This window comes from Rubrivivax gelatinosus IL144, assembly GCF_000284255.1.
Lineage (GTDB): Bacteria > Pseudomonadota > Gammaproteobacteria > Burkholderiales > Burkholderiaceae_C > Rubrivivax > Rubrivivax gelatinosus_A.
The window spans coordinates 400652-419126 of sequence record NC_017075.1 but is presented as its reverse complement, the minus strand read 5'-3'; the positions used below and the strand labels follow the sequence as shown (position 1 = coordinate 419126).

Here is an 18475-nt window from a genome sequence, read left to right as displayed (position 1 = left end):
ACGGTTCCGAACCCTGACATGAAGACCCTCACCCGCTCCGCCGCCACGCTCGCCGTCGCGGCCCTGCTCGCCGCCTGCGGCGGCCCGTCCGCCGACGAACTGCTGGCCACGGCCAAGGACTCGCTGGCGCAACACGACACCAAGTCGGCGACGATCTCGCTGAAGTCGGCGCTGCAGAAGAACCCCGATCTCGCCGAGGCCCGGCTGCTGCTGGGCACGACGCTGCTGGCCAGCGGCGACGCCGCCGGCGCCAGCGTCGAGCTGCGCAAGGCCACCCAGCTCAAGCTGCCCGAGGCCCGCGTCGTGCCGCCGCTGGCGCGTGCGCTGCTGGCCACCGGCGAAGAGCGCCGCATCGTGCAGACCTGGGCCGACACCACGCTGGGCCAGCCGGCCGCCGACGCCGACCTGGCGACGACGCTGGCCCAGGCCTACCTGAAGCTCGACCAGGCCGAGAAGGCGGCCGCGGCCGTCGACGCGGCGCTGAAGGCCCAGCCCGACTGGGCGCCGGCGATGCTGCTGAAGGCGCGCATGCTGGCGTCGCGGCAGGACGTCGACGGCGCGCTGGCGCTCGTCGACCGCATGACCGCCGCCGACCCGAAGCAGGCCGACGCCTGGCTGCTGAAGGGCCAGCTCGAACAGTACGGCCGCCACGACCGCGATGCCGCGCTGGCCGCCTACCGCCGCGCCGTCGAGGCCGATGCGCGCAAGATGACGGCCCACCAGGCCCTCGTCGGCCTGCTCGTGGCCGGCGGCCAGCTCGACGCTGCCGAGGCCCACGTGCAGCAGCTGGCCAAGACCCTGCCCGACGTGGCCGGCACCAAGCTGCTGCAGGCCCAGATCGCCTACCTGCGCGGCGACTACGAAGGCGTGCGCAAGCTGACCCAGCCGCTGGTGCAGGCGACGCCCAACAACCCGGTCGTGCTGCAGCTCGCCGGCGCTGCCGAGTACCAGCTGCGCGCCTTGCCGCAGGCCGAGACGCTGCTCGCCAAGGCCGTGCAGCTGCAGCCGGGCATGCCGCTGGCCACCGGGCTGCTGGCCCAGATCTACCTGCGCGGCGGCCAGGCCGACAAGGCGCTGGCCTTGCTGCAGCCCGAACTCGACGGCGGCAAGCCGCGCGCCGAGACGCTGCTGCTGGCCGGTCAGGCCCACCTGCAGAACGGCCAGGCGCACCAGGCCGAGGCCGCGTTCGCCCAGGCCGCCAAGCTGGCGCCGCAGGACCCGCGGGCGCGCACCGCGCTCGCGATGGGCAAGATCGGCCGCGGCGACGCCGCCGGGCTGGGCGAGCTGGAGACGCTGGCCGCCGGGGACAGCGGCGTCGGCGCCGACATGGCGCTGATCGCCTCGCTGCTGCGCCGCGGCGACCGTGCCAAGGCGCTGAAGGCGATCGACGCGCTCGACGCCAAGCGGCCGCACGACCCGACGCCCGAGCTGCTGCGCGGGCGCGTGCTGCTCACCGGCGGCGACCGTGCCGGCGCACGCGCCGCCTTCGAGCGCGCCGCCAAGCGCGACGCCACCTATTTCCCGGCCGTCGCCAGCCTGGCCGCGCTCGACCTCGCCGACGGCAAGGCCGCCGCGGCGCGCCAGCGTTTCGACGCCGAGATCGCGCGCGACCCGAAGAACTGGCGCGCGATGCTGGCGCTGGCCGAATGGCTGGAGCGCACCGGTGCCGGCGCCGACGCGGTCAGCGCCCAGCTCGCGGCCGCCGTGAAGGCCGCGCCGAACGAGGCGCTGCCGCGGCTGCGGCTGATCGACGACCGCCTCGCCCGCCGCGACGCCCGCGGCGCGCTGGCGGCCGCGCGCGATGCGACGACCGCGCTGCCGTCCAGCGCCGACCTGCTGGCCGCGCAGGCTCGCGCCGAACTCGCCAGCCAGGACTACCAGCAGGCGCTGACCAGCTTCCAGAAGCTGTCGCAGATGCTGCCGCGTTCGCCCGCCGGGTTGCTGGGCCAGAGCGACGCCCATCTGGGCCTGAAGGATCCGGCGGCCGCCGAGCGCGCCCTGAAGTCCGCCCTGGACCTGGCACCGAAGCTGGTGCCCGCGCAGCGCGCGCTGATCGGCCTGTACACGGCCGACGGCCGCTACGCCGAGGCCGTCGCGCTGGCGCGCGAGATCCAGAAGCAGCGCCCGGCCGAGGCCGTCGGCTACCTGGCCGAAGCCGAGGTCGAGCTGGCGCGGCGCAAGCCCGAGGCCGCGCTGGCCGTGCTGCGCAGCGCGGTGCAGAAGGCGCCCGGCGCCGACACCGCGATCCGGCTGCACGCCGCGCTGCGCGCCACCGGCCACGGCGACGAGGCCGAGCGTTTCGCCGCCGGCTGGCAGAAGCAGCATGCCGAGGACCTGGCCTTCCGCTTCCACCTCGGCGACGAGGCGCTGGCGCGCCAGGACTGGGCCGGCGCCGAGGCGCGCTACCGCGAGGTGCTCTCGCGCCAGCCGAACAACCCGCTGGCGCTGAACAACGTCGCCTGGCTGCTGCTCAAGCAGGGCAAGCCCGGCGCGCTGGCGATGGCCGAGAAGGCCAACACCGTCGCGCCCGGCCAGGCGGCGCTGCGCGACACGCTGGCGCTGGCCGCCGCCGCCGAAGGCCAGCTGCCGCGCGCGCTGGCACTGCAGAAGGACACGGTGCAGCGCGCCCCCGAGGCGCCGGCGCTGCGCCTGACGCTGGCCAAGCTGCTGCTGCAGTCGGGCGACAAGGCCGGCGCACGCGCCGAACTCGACAAGCTCGCCAAGCTGGGGCCGGGCTTCGACGGCCAGACCGAGGTCGCGGAACTGCTGAAGAAGGTGAGCTGAGTCAGCCGTCCTGGCGCTGCGCGGCTTCCTGCTCGCGCAGCTCGGCGCCGGTCAGGCGCCGCCAAGCCTTGCGCGCGAGGTGGCGCACGAGCAGCGGCAGCGGCATGCGCAGCCAGTGCGAGCGCACGTACAGCGCCAGCCGCGCCGCCGGCGCGCCCGGCGTCTCGCAGCTCGGGTGCTGGGGCTGCAGCGCGCGCGCGTAGCAGGCGTCCAGCAGCGCGGGCAGCGGCCAGGGCGGCGCCGCGCGCGCCAGCTCGCGCTGCACCTCGGGCGGCACCGGCGTGCCCAGCGCACGTTCACTGTGGCGCAGCGCGTAGTGCAGCGGCCGGCGCAGGCCGAGGCGGCCGGCGCGTTCGACGGTGCGCTCCCAGTAGCCGGCGTCGCGGCCGTGGTGGCGCACCAGCGCGTCCAGGTCGAACAGGTCGCGCAGGCCGTTGGCGAACTCGCCTTCGTGGAACAGATGGGTCGCGCTGTGCAGCAGCAGGTCCGGCGGGGCGAAGGTCGACAGCCCCGGCCAGGCGGCCAGCGGGCGCAGGTCCTCGAACAGGGCCGGCGTCGCCAGCGCGGTGCGCGAGGTCAGCGGCAGCAGCGTGTGGTGCACGTCGAGCACGGTGCCGCGGCGGCGGTGGCGCATCGGCGGCAGCTCGTGCATCCAGCGCCGGTAGTACTGCTCGTCATAGGCCGACAGCGACTCGACGACCCAGCCGTGGATCAGCAGCCGGCTCTCGACCTCGGCCAGCGCCTCGCGCGGCACCAGCAGGTCCAGGTCGCCGTACAGGCGCGAACGCGCCAGCGGCAGGTCCAGCGCCAGGTAGGCGCCGCCCTTGAGCACGACGGCCTGCGGCGTCGCGCCGGCCAGGGCTTCGGCGACGCGGTCGAGCTCCCAGCGCATGCGCTGGCGCTGGGCATCGGCGATGCGGCGCGCGGCCGTCAGGTGCGCCTGCGCCGCCGGCGGCGCCTGCACGCCGGCGTCGGCCAGCACGTCGTGCAGCCGTGCGATCAGGTTGGCCCGGCGCGCCTGGCGCACCAGCAGATCCCAGCCGGCCGGCGGCAGCGCCGCGGCACGCGCCGGCGCCAGCAGCACCTCGACGAGCAGGCTGCGGCTCACGCCACGTCCCCCGCGGCCAGCGCCTCGAAGGCCGGCACCAGTTCGTCGAGCGCGCCGTAGACGAAACGCAGGCAGCGCGTGCGGCCGACCATCGCCGTCAGCACCTCGAAGCCTTCGCGGCCGAGCACGTGGTAGTTGAAGGACTGTTCGGCCAGCAGCAGCGCGGCCTCGGCGCGGTCGATGCGCTCGAAGGCGGCGCGCGCGCCGGCCTGCCAGCGCGGCAGCACGACCCAGGCGGGCAAGGCGGGTTCGGCGCGCCGGCGCACGGCCTCGGCCGGCGGGCGCATCAGCGCCACCGTGCCTTTGAGCGTGTCGGGCACCGGCGGCGAGATCACGGCCTCGGGCAGATGGCCGGCGACGAGCTCGATCGACGCGTTCTTCAGGTTCACCGAGCGCGCCATGCCGTGCACCAGGCCGGTCGCCGGGTCGAGCAGCGCGAGCTCGTCAGACAGCAGCCGCCAGCCGCGGTGGGCCAGCACCGCCGTCAGCGTGCTCTTGCCCGATCCCGGTGGCGCCGGCAGCACCAGGGCCTGGCCGTCACGCTCGAGCACCGCGGCGTGGCAGACCAGGAACTGGTGGGCATGGGCCGCGACGCACCAGTTCAGGCCCCATTCGAGCATCGTCGGCGCCTGGCGCGCCGGCAGGCCGACGAAGGCCGGCAGGCCGTCGAAGACGAAGCGCGCGCGGCGCTCGCGCCAGGGCAGCCAGCGCGGCAAGGCGCGGATCTCGAGGTGGAAGTCGACGAAGCCGTCGTCGGGCGCGAGCGGAAAATCGGCGTAGAGCAGCGCCACCGCGTCGGCCAGCGCCGGCAGCGGCGAGCGCACGCGGGCGGTGAACGGGTGCAGGTCCAGGCACAGGCCGCCGCCCTGCAGGCGCCGTTGCAGCGACGCCCGATCGAGTTCCGAGAGCTTCAAGTGGACGGCAGCGACAGGACCAATCCGCGTTCCGAAAGCCGGGCCAGTTCGGCCTCGATGTCGGCCGCCAGCGTGGCCGGCGCCTGCCCGCCGAGGCCGCGGGCCAGTTCGGCGAGCAAGGCCTCGGGGGCGCGGGCGCCGCCTTCATGCAGCATGGTGATCAGCTCCAGGGCCAGCGGCCCGAGCACGAAAGTGTCGCCGTTGCGGTCGTCGTAGGCGATACCGCTCGCGTCGTCGTCCCAGGTGCGCAGCAGCACCGCGGGCCGGGGCGCGAGCATCCAGAGCACGGCCGGCCGCGTCAGTTCGGACGCGACAGGTAGTTCTTCTTGACGTAGTCGTTGATCTCGGTCTTGCCCCAGGACTTGCCCGAAGGCAGGCGGTAGTTGCCACCGGCCATCGTGTAGACGTCCGGCGCCGGCGCGCAGCGCGTCGGCGACAGGCTGGACGTGCCCAGCAACATCTGGTTCAGCAGGGCGACCATGATGTTCTTCGTGAAGTCGGACGAGCCGGTGCAGGTGCCCATCAGCGCGTCGTAGACCTTGTAGCTCTTGTCCAGGCCGGTCGGCGTGACGATGCCGCAGTCGCTGATCTTGATGTTCGCCTTGGCCTTGGTGAAGTCGCCCTGGTACTTGTTGAGCTTGGAGCAGAGCTTGTCCCAAGGCTTGCCGTAGCTGCCGTAGCTGGTGTTGTTGCACCAGTGCGAATAGGACCAGCAGTCGATCGGCGTGCTGTGCGAGCTGCCGGCGGTGGCGCTGGCCGAGACCATCGCCGAGCCCCAGGCCGAGGTCGAGACGCAGTTGTAGGTGGCGTGCACCGGCCGGCCCACGAGCATCAGCGAGGCCGGGGCGGCGCCGCCGGCGATCCTCAGCAGCCGGCGCCGGCGGGCGGAGAAGCCCGCGGCCGGGGCGGCCGGGTCGTGGCCCGGTTCGGGCGATTCGACGGGGTGTTGGCTGTCGTTCATCACGGCTCCCTCGGATTCGGCGCAGGCGGAAACCCTGGAGCGGGTCCGGTCGCCGAAGTGTAGTGCGCCACCCCGGGCTGACACAGCTTGCAACGGGCCCTTGAATCGGTGGTCGGCGCCGCCCCGGGCCCCCACGTGTGCAGTCCTTCTCGCATGAAAGCACCGACGCTCAATTGCGACAAGCTGTTGCAAAGTCTCAAGCTCGCACCTTCGCGCGCCGTAACCGAGGCATGAGCACCAGTCTGCGCAAGAACCTCCACGCCGGGGTCCGGTCGGCGATGGGCATGTTGCCCGAGACGACCCGCCACGCGATCTTCCGTCGCATGGTCGACTGCGACCCGGCGCCGGACTCGCGGCTGCAACTGCGCATCGTCGACTCGCGCCAGGACCTGGAGGCGTGCTTCCGCCTGCTGCACGACGCCTACGTCGCCAGCGGCTTCATGAAGCCGCACCCCTCGGGCCTGCGCGTGACGCCCTACCACGCGCTGCCGACGACGACGACGATCGCCGCCTTCTGGGACGGCGAGGTCGTCGGCACGCTGTCGATGATCCGCGAAGGCGTCTTCGGCTTCCCGCTGCAGTCGGTCTTCGACCTGACCGCGGTGCGCGCCCAGCCGGGGCGCATCGCCGAGATCTCGGCCCTGGCGGTGCACCCGAAGTTCCGCTCCACCGGCGGCAAGATCCTGTTCCCGATGATGAAGTTCATGCACGACTACTGCGTGCACTGCTTCGACACCCGGCACCTGGTCATCGCCGTGAACCCGGCGAAGATCGAGCTCTACGAGTCGCTGCTGTTCTTCCGCCGCCTGCAGGCCTCCGAGGTCGACCACTACGACTTCGCCAACGGCGCGCCGGCGGTCGGCGCCACGCTGGACCTGCACGAGGCACCGACGCTGCTGAAGGACGGCTACGACGGCCGCGCGCCGCGCAAGGACCTCTACCGCTACTTCATCACCTCGACGCTGCCCAACGCCAAGCTGCCGGAGCGCCGCTATTTCACGACCAACGACCCGGTGATGACGCCGGCGCTGCTGGACTACTTCTTCACCCAGCGCACCGACTGCTTCGCCCAGCTCGACACGCGCCGCCTGGGGCTGCTGCACAGCATCTACGACAACCCCGAGTACGCCGCCGTGCTGCCGCCGCTGCCCTACGGCCACCAGGCCGGCAGCGCCTCGCTGCGCCGCCACCCGCGTTATTCGCTCAAGTGCCCGGCGGTGCTGTCGCTGGAAGACCGCCCGCAGGCGCTGGAAGTCGTCGAACTCTCGCAGCAGGGCTTCCAGGCCCACGGCGCCAACGACCTGCCGCTGGGCGCCCGCGGCTGGCTCAAGGTGCAGCTCGGCGAAGGCGTCGAGTCGGCCGTGCTCGCCGAAGTCGTGCGCCGGGTGCCGACCGCCGTCGGCCACTACCACGGCTTCCGCGTCGAGGCGCCCGACCCGGCCTGGCTGCGCTGCGTGCGCCTGCTGGAGACCGGCACGACCTACGCCGACCTGGCGCCCGAGGCGCCTGCATCGGCGGAACGATCCGACCGCCGCGCGGCCTGAATGCGGGGGCGGCCGGCGCCCGGCCGGATGCTATGCTGCCCGCACCGTGCGCGCCCCGCTTCCGACCCGGATCCCCGGCCCGTCCGCCCGCGTGAGTCTCCGCGGCCGAAGGACGGCGACTTGAAACCCGACACCCGCCGCCGCGCGTGGCTCGCCGCCGCGCTGCTGGCCTTCGCCCTGCCCGCCCAGGCCGGCCTGCCCGACGTCATCGCCTCGGTGAAACCGGGCGTCGTCGCCGTCGGCACCTTCAACCCGCTGGACAGCCCGCGTTTCTCGTTCCGCGGCAGCGGCTTCGTCGTCGCCGACGGCAGCTACGTCATCACCAACCAGCACGTGCTGCCCGGTGCCAACGAGGTCGAGCAGCTCTCGCGGCTGTCGGTGCTCGTGGCACGCGGCGGCCGCGTCTCCGAGGCCCGCTCGGCGAAGATCGTCGGCGCCGACCGCGCCCACGACCTGGTGCTGCTGAAGATCGAGGGGCCCGCGCTGCCGCCGCTGGCCCTGGCCGACAGCGACGGCGCGCGCGAAGGCATGTCGGTCGCGCTGGTCGGTTTCCCGATCGCCGGTGCGCTAGGTTATTCGCCGGTCACGCACCGCGGCATCATCTCGGCGATCACCGCGATCGCGCTGCCGGCCTCGACCTCGCGCCAGCTCGACCCGCGCGCGCTGCAGAAGCTGCGCGAAGGCCCGTTCGACATCTTCCAGCTCGACGCCACCGCCTATCCGGGCAACAGCGGCGGGCCGGTGCTCGACGCCGAGACCGGCGATGTCGTCGCCGTCGTCAACATGGTGCTGGTGCGCGGCACGCGCGAGAACGCGATCCAGTTCCCGTCCGGGATCAGCTACGCGATCCCGGTGCGCCACGTGCGCGAGCTGCTCGCGCAGACGCTGCCGGCGCCGGCCGAGCCGACGGCCTCGGCTCAGACGCGGTAGTAGCCGCGGTACCAGTCGACGAAGCGGCCGATGCCGGTGCGCAGGTCGGTGGCCGGCACGAAGCCGGTCCAGGCCGACAGCGCGTCGACGTCGGCATAGGTCGCGGGCACGTCGCCGTCCTGCAGCGGCAGCAGGTTCTTCTGCGCCTGGCGGCCCAGCGCGGCCTCGATGTGGCCGATGAACTCCATCAGCTCCACCGGCTGGTGGTTGCCGATGTTGAAGACGCGGTAGGGCACGTTGCTGGTGCCCGGGTCCGGCGCGTCGGCGACGTAGGCCGGGTCGGGTTCGGCCGTGCGGTCGAGCACCCGGATCACGCCTTCGACGATGTCGTCCACGTAGGTGAAGTCGCGCTTCATGCGGCCGTGGTTGAAGACGTCGATCGCACGCCCTTCGAGGATCGCCTTGGTGAACAGGAACAGCGCCATGTCCGGCCGGCCCCAGGGGCCGTAGACCGTGAAGAAGCGCAGCCCGGTGGTCGGCAGGCCGTAGAGATGGCTGTAGGTGTGCGCCATCAGCTCGTTGGCCTTCTTCGTCGCCGCGTACAGGCTGACCGGGTGGTCGACGCTGTCGTGCTCGGAGAACGGCATCTTCGTGTTGCCGCCGTAGACGCTGGAGCTCGAGGCGTAGACGAGTTGCTGCACCTGCGTGTGGCGGCAGCCCTCGAGGATGTTCATGAAGCCGACGACGTTGCTGTCGATGTAGGCGTGCGGGTTCTGCAGCGAATAGCGCACGCCGGCCTGCGCGGCGAGGTGGATGACGCGGTCGAAACGCTCCGCGGCGAACAGCGCCTCCATGCCGGCGCGGTCGGCGACGTCGAGCTTGACGAAGCGGAAGCCCGGCAGCGGCTCGAGCCGCGCCAGGCGGTCGAGCTTCAGGCGGACGTCGTAGTAGTCGTTGAGGTTGTCGAGCCCGACCACCTCGTCGCCGCGCGCCAGCAGGCGCAGCGCCGTGGTCATGCCGATGAAACCGGCGGCGCCGGTGAGCAGGATCTTCATCGCCGGGATTTTGGCATGTAGCCTCCCGGCGGGCCCGCCGTTCAGCGCATCAGCCGACGGCGCGTGAACACGCTCGCCGCGTCGACTGCCAGCACCAGCACGATCATCGCCAGCAGCACCGTCGCCGTGCGCCCCATCTGGAACAGGCCCAGGTGGAAAGCCAGCATCTGCCCCAGCCCGCCGGCGCCGACGACGCCCAGCACCGCGGCGGCGCGGATGTTGTTCTCCCAGCGGTACAGCGTGTAGCTGACGAGCTGCGGCAGCACCTGCGGCAGCGTCGCCCAGGCGGCGACGCGCCAGCCTTCGACGCCCTGGGCGCGCAGCGCCTCGGCCGGACCGGGCGGCGCGTTCTCGATCGCCTCGCCGAACAAGCGCCCGAGCACGCCGGTGGTGTGCAGCGCCAGCGCCAGCGTGCCGGTCATCGGCCCCAGGCCGGCGGCGACCAGCAGCAGCGCCGCCCAGACGAGTTCGGGCACCGCACGCAGCGCGTTCATCAGCCATCGCGCCAGCCACCGGCCGCGGCGCGGCAGCGCCAGCAGCAGGCCGCCGACGGCCGCCAGCGCGGTGCCCAGCAGTGACATCGCCAGCGTCTCGCCGGCGCCGCGCGCGACCTTGGCGACGAACACCGGGTCGTGCGTCGGCGGGAAGAACTCGGCGACGAAACGCGCCATCGAGCCCAGCGCCTCGGCCGAGAAGAAGGCGCGCCACTGCAGGTCCAGCGAGACGAAGCTGGCGACGACCAGCGCCGCCAGTGCGGCCAGCAGCACACGCACGCGCCAGTCGACGGGGGGCCGCGGCACGCTCATCCCAGCACCTTGCGGATCGTCGCGCTGGCGCGGTCGGCCAGCGCCACCAGCGCGACGAAGACGATCAGCATCGTCGCCACCTCGGCGCCGGCGAACATCTTCAGCGAGCCGTCCAGCTCCTGGCCCAGGCCGCCGGCGCCGACGAAACCGAGCACCACCGACGAACGGATCGCGCATTCCCAGCGGTAGACGGTGTAGGAGGCGAGTTCGTGCGCGTTCTGCGGCAGCAGCGCCCAGAAGAAGGCCTGCAGCCGGCCCGCGCCCTGGCGCAGCAGCGCCTGCGCCGGCGCCGCCTCGCCGCTGTCGAGGATCTCGGCGTAGACCTTGCCGAGCATGCCGCCGTAGGTCAGCGCGATCGCCAGCACCCCCGCGGTCGGCCCCAGGCCGACGACGCGCACGAAGACCAGCGCCCAGACCAGCTCGGGCACGCTGCGCAGCACGACGAGCACCCCACGCACCGCTTGGCGCAGGACCGCCGGCAGCGCCGCCATCGGCCCGGCCAGCGCCGAGAGCGACAGCACACGCGCCGTCAGCAGCGCGCCCGGCACGGCGATCAGCAGCCCCAGCGTGATGCCGGCGGTGGCGATCGCGACGGTGCGCCAGGTCGCTTTCGCGACCAGGGCCAGGAACTCGGGCGAGAGCGCCGGCGGGAAGAAGGCGGCGAGGAAGCGCGCGCTGACGGCCAGCGTCTCGGGCTCGAACAGCCGCAGCGGCCGGAACTCGGTGGCCACGACCAGCGGCCAGAGCAGCACCAGCACGGCGCCGGTCCAGAAGACCCGGCCGGCCCAGGCCGGGTCGCGGCGCGCCGGGTTCAGCATCGGCCGGCGACCAGCGGGCGTTCGGCCGGCAGATCCTCGATCACCGGCGCGAAGTCCTCGCGCGCCGCGTACAAGGCCTGCAGCCTCGCCGGCGTCACCTCGGCGGCCGGCAGGTCGAAAGCCAGGCGGCCGTCGCGCAGGCCGACGACCCGCGGGAACGAGGCCAGCGCCGCGTCGACCTGGTGCAGCGATGCGACCAGCGTCACGCCGCGTGCCGCAGCCTCGTCGCGCAAGGCGGCAAGCGCCTGCGCGGCACGCGCCGGATCCAGCGCCGACAGCGGCTCGTCGACCAGCCACAGTGCCGCCGGCGACAGCAGCGCACGCGCCAGGCCGACACGCTGGCGCTCGCCGCCGGACAGGCGGTCGACACGCTCGAAGAGCTTGTCGGCGAGGTCGAAACGCGCCAGCGCCGCCTCGGCGGCGCCGATGTCCTGCGCATGCACCAGCGCCGCCAGGCTCTGCCAGAAGCCCATCGCCGGCAGCCGGCCGGCCGTCACCGCGGTGACGACGCGCTGGCGCGGCGGCAGCGGCGGCGTCTGCGGCGCCAGGAACAGCCGGCCGCGAAGCCGCTGCAGTGCGGCGCGCGGCAGCGTCCACGGGTCGGTGCCGTCGAGTTCGACACGCCCGGCCGAAGGCCGCAGCGCCGCGGCGATGAGCTGCAGCAGCGTCGTCTTGCCGGCGCCCGAAGGGCCGATGACGGCCAGCGCCTCGCCGGGCGCGATGTCCAGCGTCAGGCCGGCGATCGCCGCCGGCGCGTCGGCACGCGCCGCCGGGTGGCGGCCGACGGCGGCGGCCAGCGCGATGCGCATCGCTGCCGGGCTCAGATCAGGCCGGCGGCGCGTGCCGCGGCCTCGATGCCCTTGTAGTTGTCCGGGCTGGTCGGCACGAAACGCGTCGCACGCTGCAGCTCCAGCACCTCGCGGCCTTCGGCGCTATCGCGCGACAGCGCCAGGAAGGCGGCCTTGAGCTTCTCGCGCAGCGCCGCCGGCATCTGGGCGTGCACGGTCCAGTTGTAGTCGTAGTAGGCAGGCGTCGTGTAGAAGACGCGCACACGTTCGGTGTCGACCTTCTTGTCGGCCACCAGCTTCTCCCAGACCGAGATGTTCAGTGCACCGGCGGCCACCTTGCCGGCGGCGACCGCGGCCACCGTGGCGTCGTGCGCGCCGCTGTAGGCGACGCGGCGGAAGTCGCGGTCGGGCTCGATGCCGGCCTGCATCAGGAAGCTGCGCGGCATCAGGTGGCCCGAGGTCGAGCTCTGCGAGCCGAAGCTGAAGTCTCGGCCCTTGATGTCGGCCAGCGAACGCACCGCGGGGTCGGCGGTGACGAAGACCGAGCGGAACTTCTGGTCCTCCTCGCGCTGCACCAGCGGGATCACCTGGCCGCCGGAGCGGATGTTGGCCTGCACGAAGGTGAAGCCGCCGAACCAGGCGAGGTCGATCTTGCGCGTGACCAGGGTCTCGACGGCCGCGGCGTAGTCGGTCACCGGCGTGTACTCGACCTTCATGCCGAGCTTGCTTTCGAGGTACTTGACCAGCGGCGCGGCCTTGCGCGCGAGTTCGGTCGGCGACTCGTCGGGGATCGCGGTGACGCGCAGCACCTGCTGGGCGTGGGCGCCCACGGCGGCGAAAGCGGCGGCGACGACGGCGGCGCGCAGCGCGCGGGACATCAGGCGGTGGAACATCGGCTCTCCCTGGGGCGCAGTTGGGGGGCGCGATTATGGAATTTCGGCCCGGCCCGCGCAGGCGCTCGGTTTCCCGGGCCGGACTATGCTCGCGGCCGACCTGTTCTTGCGAAAGCCGCCGATGACCACACCTCCCGCCGCCGCCGAACCCCGCCTGACCTCGCTGTCGCACGGCGGCGGCTGCGGCTGCAAGATCGCCCCGGGCGTGCTGACCGAGATCCTGCGCGGCGCCTCCGCGATGCCGGTGCCGCCCGAGCTGCTGGTCGGCATCGAGACCAGCGACGACGCCGCGGTCTACCAGTTGAACGACGAGCAGGCGCTGGTCGCGACGACCGACTTCTTCATGCCGATCGTCGACGATCCCTTCGACTTCGGCCGCATCGCGGCGACCAACGCGCTGTCCGACGTCTACGCGATGGGCGGCAAGCCGATCCTGGCGCTGGCACTGGTCGGCATGCCGATCGCGGTGCTGTCGACCGCCACCATCGGGCGGGTGCTCGAAGGCGGCGCCTCGGTCTGCCGCGCGGCCGGCATCCCGATCGCCGGCGGCCACTCGATCGACTCGGTCGAGGCGATCTACGGCCTCGTGGCGCTGGGCCTGGTGCACCCGCAGCGTGTGCGCCGCAACGCCGGCGCGAAGCCCGGCGACCTGCTGGTGCTGGGCAAGCCGCTGGGCGTCGGCGTGATGTCGGCGGCGCTGAAGAAGGGCGCGCTCGGTGCCGAGGGCTATGACCGGATGATCGCGACGACGACCAAGCTCAACACGCCGGGGCCCGACCTCGCGGCGCTGGACGCGGTGCATGCGCTGACCGACGTCACCGGTTTCGCGCTCGCCGGCCACGCGCTGGAGATGGCACGCGGCTCGGGCCACGACGTCGAGCTCGACTGGGCCGCGGTGCCGCTGCTGCCGGGCGTGCGTTCGCTCGCCGGCCAGGGTTTCGTCACCGGCGCGTCGGGCCGCAACTGGGCCAGCTACGGCGCCGAAGTCGCACTGCCCGAGGGCTTCGCCGCCGAAGACCGCGCGCTGCTGACCGACCCGCAGACCAGCGGCGGCCTGCTCACCGCCTGCACGCCCGAGGCGCTGGACGCGGTGCTGGCGATCTTCCGCGAACACGGCTTCGGCGAGGCCGCGGTCGTCGGCCGCGTCGTGCCGGCCGCCGGCCCGGCGCCGCGGCTGCGCGTTCGCTGAGGCCAAAAAAACGGGGCCGCGAGGGCCCCGTAACTCGATCTTCCTGACCACCCGACGTCCGGAACCGTCAGGCAGCGAAGCCATTCTGGGCCGGGCGCAGCCGCAGCGCCAAAAAGCCGCGCCAAGGCCCCGGCGACCGAAGGCTCAAGCCGGCACGCCGGGTAGTGGTCGCGCGATGCCGCCACCGACTTCGTTCTGCGACCTGCGCTCCGACGGCCGCGCCGTGCGCATCGGGTGGCGCGGGATCGGCCGCGACGCGCCGCCCGGCACGGTGCTGCTGGAACTGCCAGGCTGCGGCGACCTGCCGCACCGCGCGCTGATCGCCGCGGTCACGCGTTTCGTCGCGCGGTCCGCCGACCCGCCTTAGTCACGCCAGCACTGGTGGACGTAAGTGCCCGGCGCGGCGCAGACGACGTCGGCCTTGGCCGGCGTGCGCGCCTTGGCGGTTTCGCCGCTGCCCTGGGCCAGCAGCCAGTCGTGCCAGGCGGTCCACCACGAGCCTTCGTGGCGCGCCGCCTGCTCGGCCCAGGCCTCGGGGTCGACCCAGGCGCCGTCGGCCTCGCGCGTGGCCATGCGGTAGCGCCGGTTGGCGTGGCCGGGCTCGCTGACGATGCCGGCGTTGTGGCCGCCGCTGGTCAGCACGAAGCTGATCGCGGTGTCGGCCAGGCGGTGGATCTTGTAGACCGACTTCCACGGCGAGACGTGGTCCTTCTCGGTGCCGACGACGAACATCGGCGCCGCGATGTCCGACAGCGACACCGCGCGCCCCTCGACCGGGAAACGCCCTTCGGCGATCTCGTTGCGCAGGTAGCAGCGGCGCAGGTACTCGCTGTGCATCGCCGCCGGCATGCGCGTCAGGTCGGCGTTCCAGGCCATCAGGTCGTTGGGGCTGTCGGGCTCGCCGAGCCAGAACTCGCGCAGCCGGCGTGACCAGACCTGGTCGCGCGAATGCAGGTAGGCGAAGGAGCCCGCCATCTGCGCGCCGGTGAGGAAACCGCGTTCGGCCATCATGTCCTCGAGCAGCGTGACCTGCGACTCGTCGATCAGCACGCCCATCTCGCCGGGTTCGCTGAAGTCGGTCTCGGCAGCCAGCAGCGAGACGCTGGCCAGCTCGGGCAGCAGCTCGGCGCGTGCGATGCGCCCCGGCCGCGCCAGCGCCGCCGCGGCCAGCGACAGCAACGTGCCGCCCAGGCAGTAGCCGCAGGCGTGAACGCGCCGCCCCGGAATCATCCGGGCGATCTGCGCCAGCGGGTCGAAGATGCCGAGCTCCAGGTAGTCCTGCATCGCCAGCAGCGCGTCCGACTCGTCGGGGTTGCGCCAGCTGAGGATGAAGACCGTGTGGCCCTGCTCGACCAGCCACTTCACGAACGAGTTGTGCGGCGACAGGTCGAGGATGTAGTACTTCATGATCCACGACGGCACGATGAACACCGGCTCGGCCTGCACCGAGGCGGTCAGCGGCAGGTACTGGATCAGCTCGACGAGGTGGTTGCGCCAGACCACCTGGCCCGGCGTCACGGCGACGTCGACACCGGGTTCGTAACGCCGCTCGGGCGTGCGCAGCGGCTCCAGCCCGTGCTGGCGCCGCCAGTCGTCCAGCGCGTGCAGCGTGCCGTCGACGAGGTTGGCGCCGCCGCGTTCGGCGGTGCGCTGCAGCACCTCGGGGTTGGCCAGGCCGGCGTTCGACGGCGCCAGCATGTCCAGCCACTGGCGGGCGAAGAAGCGCACGACCTCGCGGTGGTGCGGATCGACGCCGCGCAGGTCGGTCGCGTCCTGCCACCAGCGTTCGGCGGCGTGCCAGCCGTGCACCGCCGGCGCCCAGGGCCAGTGTTTCCAGGCCGGGGCGGCGAAACGCGCGTCGCCGTTGCCGGGTTCGGCATGGCCCAGCATCTCGCCCCAGGCCTGCAGCCAGGACTGCTGGGCACGCGCGAACAGCGCCAGCGCGGTGGCCGGCTGCGTCGCCAGGTGCAGCGCCCAGTCCTGCCAGGCCAGCGCCAGCGAGATCGGCGACAGGCCTGAGAAGGCCGGCGCGACGGCGGCGTGGAAATGGCTGTCGAGGCGGCGCGCCGCGGCCAGCGCCGGGTCCAGCGCGGGATCGGCCAGCACGGCGGCGGCGACGTTCGGGTTGTGCATGCGGACTCCTCGGAACTCAGGCAGCGTCGAGATGGCGGAAGGCGGCGTCGGCGGCGACGCGGCCTTCGTCGGTCGGCACGACCCAGACCTCGACCGCGCTGCCGGCAGCGTGCACCGGCACCGGCCGGTCGGGCGGCGCAGCGCGGTTGGCGGCGGGGTCGAGCACCAGGCCGGTGAAACCCAGCCCGGCGGCGACGTCTTCGCGCAGCTGCGCGTCGTGTTCGCCGATGCCGCCGGTGAAGGCCAGCAGCTCCAGCCCGCCGAGCACGGCGACGATGGCGCCGGCTTCGCGCAGCAGGCGGTGGGTGAAGAGCGCGATCGCCTCGGCCGCCGCCGGTTCGGCACTGGCGCGCAGCGTGCGCATGTCGGCCGACAGCCCGGACACGCCGAGCAGGCCCGACTGCTTGTAGAGCAGGCGCTCGACCTGCTCCAGCGTCCAGCCGTCGCGCCACAGGTAGAGCAGCACGCCGGGGTCGAGCGCGCCGCTGCGGGTGCCCATCATCAGCCCGTCCAGCGCCGACAGGCCCATCGACGAGGCGACCGAACGCCCGCCGATCGCGCCGCAGAGGCTGGCGCCGTTGCCCAGGTGGGCCATCAGCAGCCGGCCGCCGGCGCGCGGCGAGACGGTGGCCAGCGTGCCGGCGACCGACTCGTAGGACAGGCCGTGAAAGCCGTAGCGGCGCAGGCCTCGCGACTCGAAGTCGCGCGGCAGCGGCAGCCGGCGTTCGACCTCGGGCATGCTCGCGTGGAAGGCGGTGTCGAAACACGCCAGCTGCGGCAGCGCCGGCTGCGCGCGGTGAATCGCGGCGACGCCGGCCAGGTTGTGCGGCTGGTGCAGCGGCGCCAGCGGCTCCAGCGTGTGCAGATAGGCCAGCAGTTCGGCGTCGAGCACGCAGGGCGCGACGCAGCGCTCGCCGCCGTGCACCACGCGGTGCGCCACCGCCGCCAGCCGCCGCCCGCGCGCCGCCAACAAGGCCAGCAGCGCGTCCAGCGCGGCGGCGAAACCGTCCTGCCCCGGCGCCGGCAGCAGCGCGCGCGCGGTTTCGCCGGCAAGGTGCCAGCTCGGCGTGCCGCCGGGCTCCAGGCCTTCGAAGAGGCCGGTCCACAGGGCCGGGCCCTGGCGCTCGTAGACCCCGAACTTCAGCGACGAGGACCCCGCGTTGAGCGCCAGCACCGCGTCGCGCGGTGCGCCGCTCATCGTGCCTTCCCGGCCGCGATGGCGCGCGCGACGACGCCGGCCAGCGCCGCCGAGGCCATGCGCGAGATCGGCGCGTCGGCGCGGCTGGTCAGCGCGATCGGCACGCGGGCGCCGAGCACGACGCCGCAGCTCGCCGCGCCGGCCAGGTACTCCAGCTGCTTGGCGAGCATGTTGCCGGCCTCCAGGTCGGGCACGACCAGGATGTCGGCGTTGCCGGCCACCGGCGACTCGATGTTCTTGATGCGCGCGGCCTCGACCGAGATCGCGTTGTCGAAGGCCAGCGGGCCGTCGAGCAGCGCGCCGGTGATCTGGCCGCGGTCGGCCATCTTGCACAGCGCCGCGGCGTCCAGCGTCGAGGCCAGCCGCGGCGTCACCGTCTCCACCGCCGACAGCAGCGCGACCAACGGCTGGTGCACGCCCAGCGCGTGCGCCAGCTCGACGGCGTTGCGCACGATGTCGGCCTTCTCGGCCAGCGTCGGCGCGATGTTGATCGCCGCGTCGGTGACGAGCAGCGGCTTCGGATACGCCGGCACCTCGAAGCGGTAGACGTGCGACATGCGACGCCCGGTGCGCAGCGAGCTCTCGTCGAGCACGGCCTTGATCAGCTCGTCGGTGTGCAGGCTGCCCTTCATCAGCATCTGCGCCTCGCCGCGTGCGGCCAGCGCCGCGGCGGCGACCGCGGCGGCGTGGCTGTGCGGCACGTCGACGAGTTCGAGGCCGTCGAGCGAAACCTGCATCTGCTCGGCCAGCGTGCGGATGCGCAGCGCCGGGCCGACGAGCACCGGCTCGATCAGCCCGTGCGCGCGCGCGTCGAGCGCGCCGTGCAGCGAGCCTTCGTCGCAGGGGTGCACGACGACGCAGCGCACCGGCAGGTGGCCGCTCAGCGTCTGCACCCAGGCTTCGAGCCGCGCCTCGGGGTCGAAGAGGTGCATCGTCGGCATCGCCGTGCGCGGACGCACGATCTTCTGCGTCGGCGCGCGCACCAGCGCGCGGCCTGTGACGACCTGGTCGCCATGCTGGTTCAGCACGATGCAGTCGAGCGCCACGTTGCGCGTCGCGTCGTCCTTCTCGGCCACCGTGACGCCCACCGTCAGCGTGTCGCCGACGTGCACCGGGCGGTGGAAACGCAGGCTCTGCTCGAGATAGATCGTGCCCGGGCCGGGGAACTCGGTGCCCAGCAGGCTGGAGATCAGCGCGCCGGCCCACATGCCGTGCGCGATGACGCCCTTGAAGCGCGTGCCCTCGGCGTACTCGGCATCGACGTGCGCCGGGTTGACGTCGCCGGAGACCAGCGCGAAGGCGTTGATGTCGTCCATCGACAGCGTGCGCATCATCTGCGCGCGCTGGCCCGGACGCAGCTCGTCGTAGGTCAGGTTCTCGATCAGGCCTTCGTGAGCACCCATGAATCCGTCCT

Annotated in this window: 17 protein-coding genes; 5 read left to right on the top strand and 12 right to left on the bottom strand. The window is 73.2% G+C overall.

Going from position 1 to position 18475, the window contains the following annotated elements:
• The first annotated feature begins 18 nt into the window (after positions 1-18).
• On the top strand, positions 19-2784 hold the full coding sequence (prsT, locus tag RGE_RS01980) for an XrtA/PEP-CTERM system TPR-repeat protein PrsT (protein WP_014426625.1): 2766 nt from the start codon (positions 19-21) through the stop codon (positions 2782-2784).
• Position 2785: 1 nt separating this feature from the next.
• On the opposite strand, the gene RGE_RS01975 is transcribed toward prsT, so the two are convergent.
• From RGE_RS01975 to RGE_RS01960, 4 genes are read right to left on the bottom strand one after another with little or no spacing between them, the layout of a single operon-like run.
• A complete protein-coding gene (locus RGE_RS01975; RefSeq protein ID WP_014426624.1) occupies positions 2786-3892 on the bottom strand; it encodes a nucleotidyltransferase domain-containing protein in 1107 nt (368 codons plus the stop codon).
• Positions 3889-4806 (bottom strand): HprK-related kinase A, encoded by a 918-nt coding sequence (locus RGE_RS01970; RefSeq protein WP_014426623.1) that lies wholly within the window; start codon positions 4804-4806, stop codon positions 3889-3891. Before RGE_RS01970 ends, RGE_RS01975 begins: the two co-directional genes overlap by 4 nt.
• A complete protein-coding gene (locus RGE_RS01965; RefSeq protein WP_232505045.1) occupies positions 4803-5084 on the bottom strand; it encodes an HPr-rel-A system PqqD family peptide chaperone in 282 nt (93 codons plus the stop codon). The genes RGE_RS01970 and RGE_RS01965 overlap by 4 nt, the downstream gene beginning before the upstream one ends.
• A gap of 20 nt (positions 5085-5104) precedes the next feature.
• Positions 5105-5767: a hypothetical protein gene (locus tag RGE_RS01960; protein ID WP_014426621.1), complete on the bottom strand. Its 663-nt coding sequence runs from the start codon at positions 5765-5767 to the stop codon at positions 5105-5107.
• A 230-nt stretch (positions 5768-5997) separates the two neighbouring features.
• Between RGE_RS01960 and RGE_RS01955 the strand changes: the two genes are divergently transcribed.
• A complete protein-coding gene (locus RGE_RS01955) occupies positions 5998-7311 on the top strand; it encodes a PilZ domain-containing protein (protein WP_014426620.1) in 1314 nt (437 codons plus the stop codon).
• A 120-nt stretch (positions 7312-7431) separates the two neighbouring features.
• Positions 7432-8241: a S1C family serine protease gene (locus RGE_RS01950; RefSeq protein WP_232504974.1), complete on the top strand. Its 810-nt coding sequence runs from the start codon at positions 7432-7434 to the stop codon at positions 8239-8241.
• Here the strand turns inward: RGE_RS01950 and RGE_RS01945 are convergent.
• Genes RGE_RS01945 through RGE_RS01925 form a run of 5 tightly spaced genes read right to left on the bottom strand, consistent with a single transcriptional unit; the run spans position 8229 to position 12541 of the window.
• Positions 8229-9236, bottom strand: coding sequence for an NAD-dependent epimerase (locus RGE_RS01945; protein ID WP_014426618.1), 1008 nt, complete (start codon positions 9234-9236; stop codon positions 8229-8231). The two genes, RGE_RS01950 and RGE_RS01945, sit on opposite strands and share 13 nt — an antisense overlap.
• 41 nt (positions 9237-9277) lie before the next feature.
• Positions 9278-10042: a phosphonate ABC transporter, permease protein PhnE gene (phnE, locus tag RGE_RS01940; RefSeq protein ID WP_043783707.1), complete on the bottom strand. Its 765-nt coding sequence runs from the start codon at positions 10040-10042 to the stop codon at positions 9278-9280.
• The gene (locus tag RGE_RS01935; protein ID WP_014426616.1) at positions 10039-10860 is read right to left on the bottom strand and encodes a PhnE/PtxC family ABC transporter permease; all 822 of its coding nucleotides are present in this window, start codon (positions 10858-10860) and stop codon (positions 10039-10041) included. The genes phnE and RGE_RS01935 overlap by 4 nt, the downstream gene beginning before the upstream one ends.
• Positions 10854-11669 (bottom strand): phosphonate ABC transporter ATP-binding protein, encoded by an 816-nt coding sequence (locus RGE_RS01930; RefSeq protein WP_014426615.1) that lies wholly within the window; start codon positions 11667-11669, stop codon positions 10854-10856. The genes RGE_RS01935 and RGE_RS01930 overlap by 7 nt, the downstream gene beginning before the upstream one ends.
• 11 nt (positions 11670-11680) lie before the next feature.
• Positions 11681-12541, bottom strand: a complete 861-nt coding sequence (locus RGE_RS01925; protein ID WP_014426614.1) for a putative selenate ABC transporter substrate-binding protein — start codon at positions 12539-12541, stop codon at positions 11681-11683.
• A 121-nt stretch (positions 12542-12662) separates the two neighbouring features.
• Between RGE_RS01925 and selD the strand changes: the two genes are divergently transcribed.
• Both selD and RGE_RS01915 read left to right on the top strand, forming a co-directional pair.
• Positions 12663-13730, top strand: a complete 1068-nt coding sequence (selD, locus tag RGE_RS01920) for a selenide, water dikinase SelD (protein WP_043784503.1) — start codon at positions 12663-12665, stop codon at positions 13728-13730.
• A gap of 175 nt (positions 13731-13905) precedes the next feature.
• On the top strand, positions 13906-14097 hold the full coding sequence (locus RGE_RS01915) for a hypothetical protein (RefSeq protein WP_014426612.1): 192 nt from the start codon (positions 13906-13908) through the stop codon (positions 14095-14097).
• On the opposite strand, the gene RGE_RS01910 is transcribed toward RGE_RS01915, so the two are convergent.
• From RGE_RS01910 to RGE_RS01900, 3 genes are read right to left on the bottom strand one after another with little or no spacing between them, the layout of a single operon-like run.
• Positions 14094-15863 (bottom strand): PHA/PHB synthase family protein, encoded by a 1770-nt coding sequence (locus tag RGE_RS01910; RefSeq protein ID WP_014426611.1) that lies wholly within the window; start codon positions 15861-15863, stop codon positions 14094-14096. The two genes, RGE_RS01915 and RGE_RS01910, sit on opposite strands and share 4 nt — an antisense overlap.
• Positions 15864-15879: 16 nt before the next feature.
• A complete protein-coding gene (locus RGE_RS01905) occupies positions 15880-17061 on the bottom strand; it encodes an acetate/propionate family kinase (RefSeq protein WP_014426610.1) in 1182 nt (393 codons plus the stop codon).
• The gene (locus RGE_RS01900) at positions 17058-18464 is read right to left on the bottom strand and encodes a bifunctional enoyl-CoA hydratase/phosphate acetyltransferase (RefSeq protein ID WP_014426609.1); all 1407 of its coding nucleotides are present in this window, start codon (positions 18462-18464) and stop codon (positions 17058-17060) included. Before RGE_RS01900 ends, RGE_RS01905 begins: the two co-directional genes overlap by 4 nt.
• Positions 18465-18475 lie beyond the last annotated feature (11 nt).

Coding starts and splice junctions, on each gene's coding strand:
- RGE_RS01965 (WP_232505045.1), bottom strand. CDS start 5,084: ATGCTCGCGCCCCGGCCCGCGGTGCTGCTGCGCACCTGGGACGACGAC.
- RGE_RS01905 (WP_014426610.1), bottom strand. CDS start 17,061: ATGAGCGGCGCACCGCGCGACGCGGTGCTGGCGCTCAACGCGGGGTCC.
- RGE_RS01935 (WP_014426616.1), bottom strand. CDS start 10,860: ATGCTGAACCCGGCGCGCCGCGACCCGGCCTGGGCCGGCCGGGTCTTC.
- selD (WP_043784503.1), top strand. CDS start 12,663: ATGACCACACCTCCCGCCGCCGCCGAACCCCGCCTGACCTCGCTGTCG.
- prsT (WP_014426625.1), top strand. CDS start 19: ATGAAGACCCTCACCCGCTCCGCCGCCACGCTCGCCGTCGCGGCCCTG.
- RGE_RS01955 (WP_014426620.1), top strand. CDS start 5,998: ATGAGCACCAGTCTGCGCAAGAACCTCCACGCCGGGGTCCGGTCGGCG.
- RGE_RS01930 (WP_014426615.1), bottom strand. CDS start 11,669: ATGCGCATCGCGCTGGCCGCCGCCGTCGGCCGCCACCCGGCGGCGCGT.
- RGE_RS01925 (WP_014426614.1), bottom strand. CDS start 12,541: ATGTTCCACCGCCTGATGTCCCGCGCGCTGCGCGCCGCCGTCGTCGCC.
- RGE_RS01945 (WP_014426618.1), bottom strand. CDS start 9,236: ATGAAGATCCTGCTCACCGGCGCCGCCGGTTTCATCGGCATGACCACG.
- RGE_RS01960 (WP_014426621.1), bottom strand. CDS start 5,767: ATGAACGACAGCCAACACCCCGTCGAATCGCCCGAACCGGGCCACGAC.
- RGE_RS01915 (WP_014426612.1), top strand. CDS start 13,906: ATGCCGCCACCGACTTCGTTCTGCGACCTGCGCTCCGACGGCCGCGCC.
- RGE_RS01900 (WP_014426609.1), bottom strand. CDS start 18,464: ATGGGTGCTCACGAAGGCCTGATCGAGAACCTGACCTACGACGAGCTG.
- phnE (WP_043783707.1), bottom strand. CDS start 10,042: ATGAGCGTGCCGCGGCCCCCCGTCGACTGGCGCGTGCGTGTGCTGCTG.
- RGE_RS01910 (WP_014426611.1), bottom strand. CDS start 15,863: ATGCACAACCCGAACGTCGCCGCCGCCGTGCTGGCCGATCCCGCGCTG.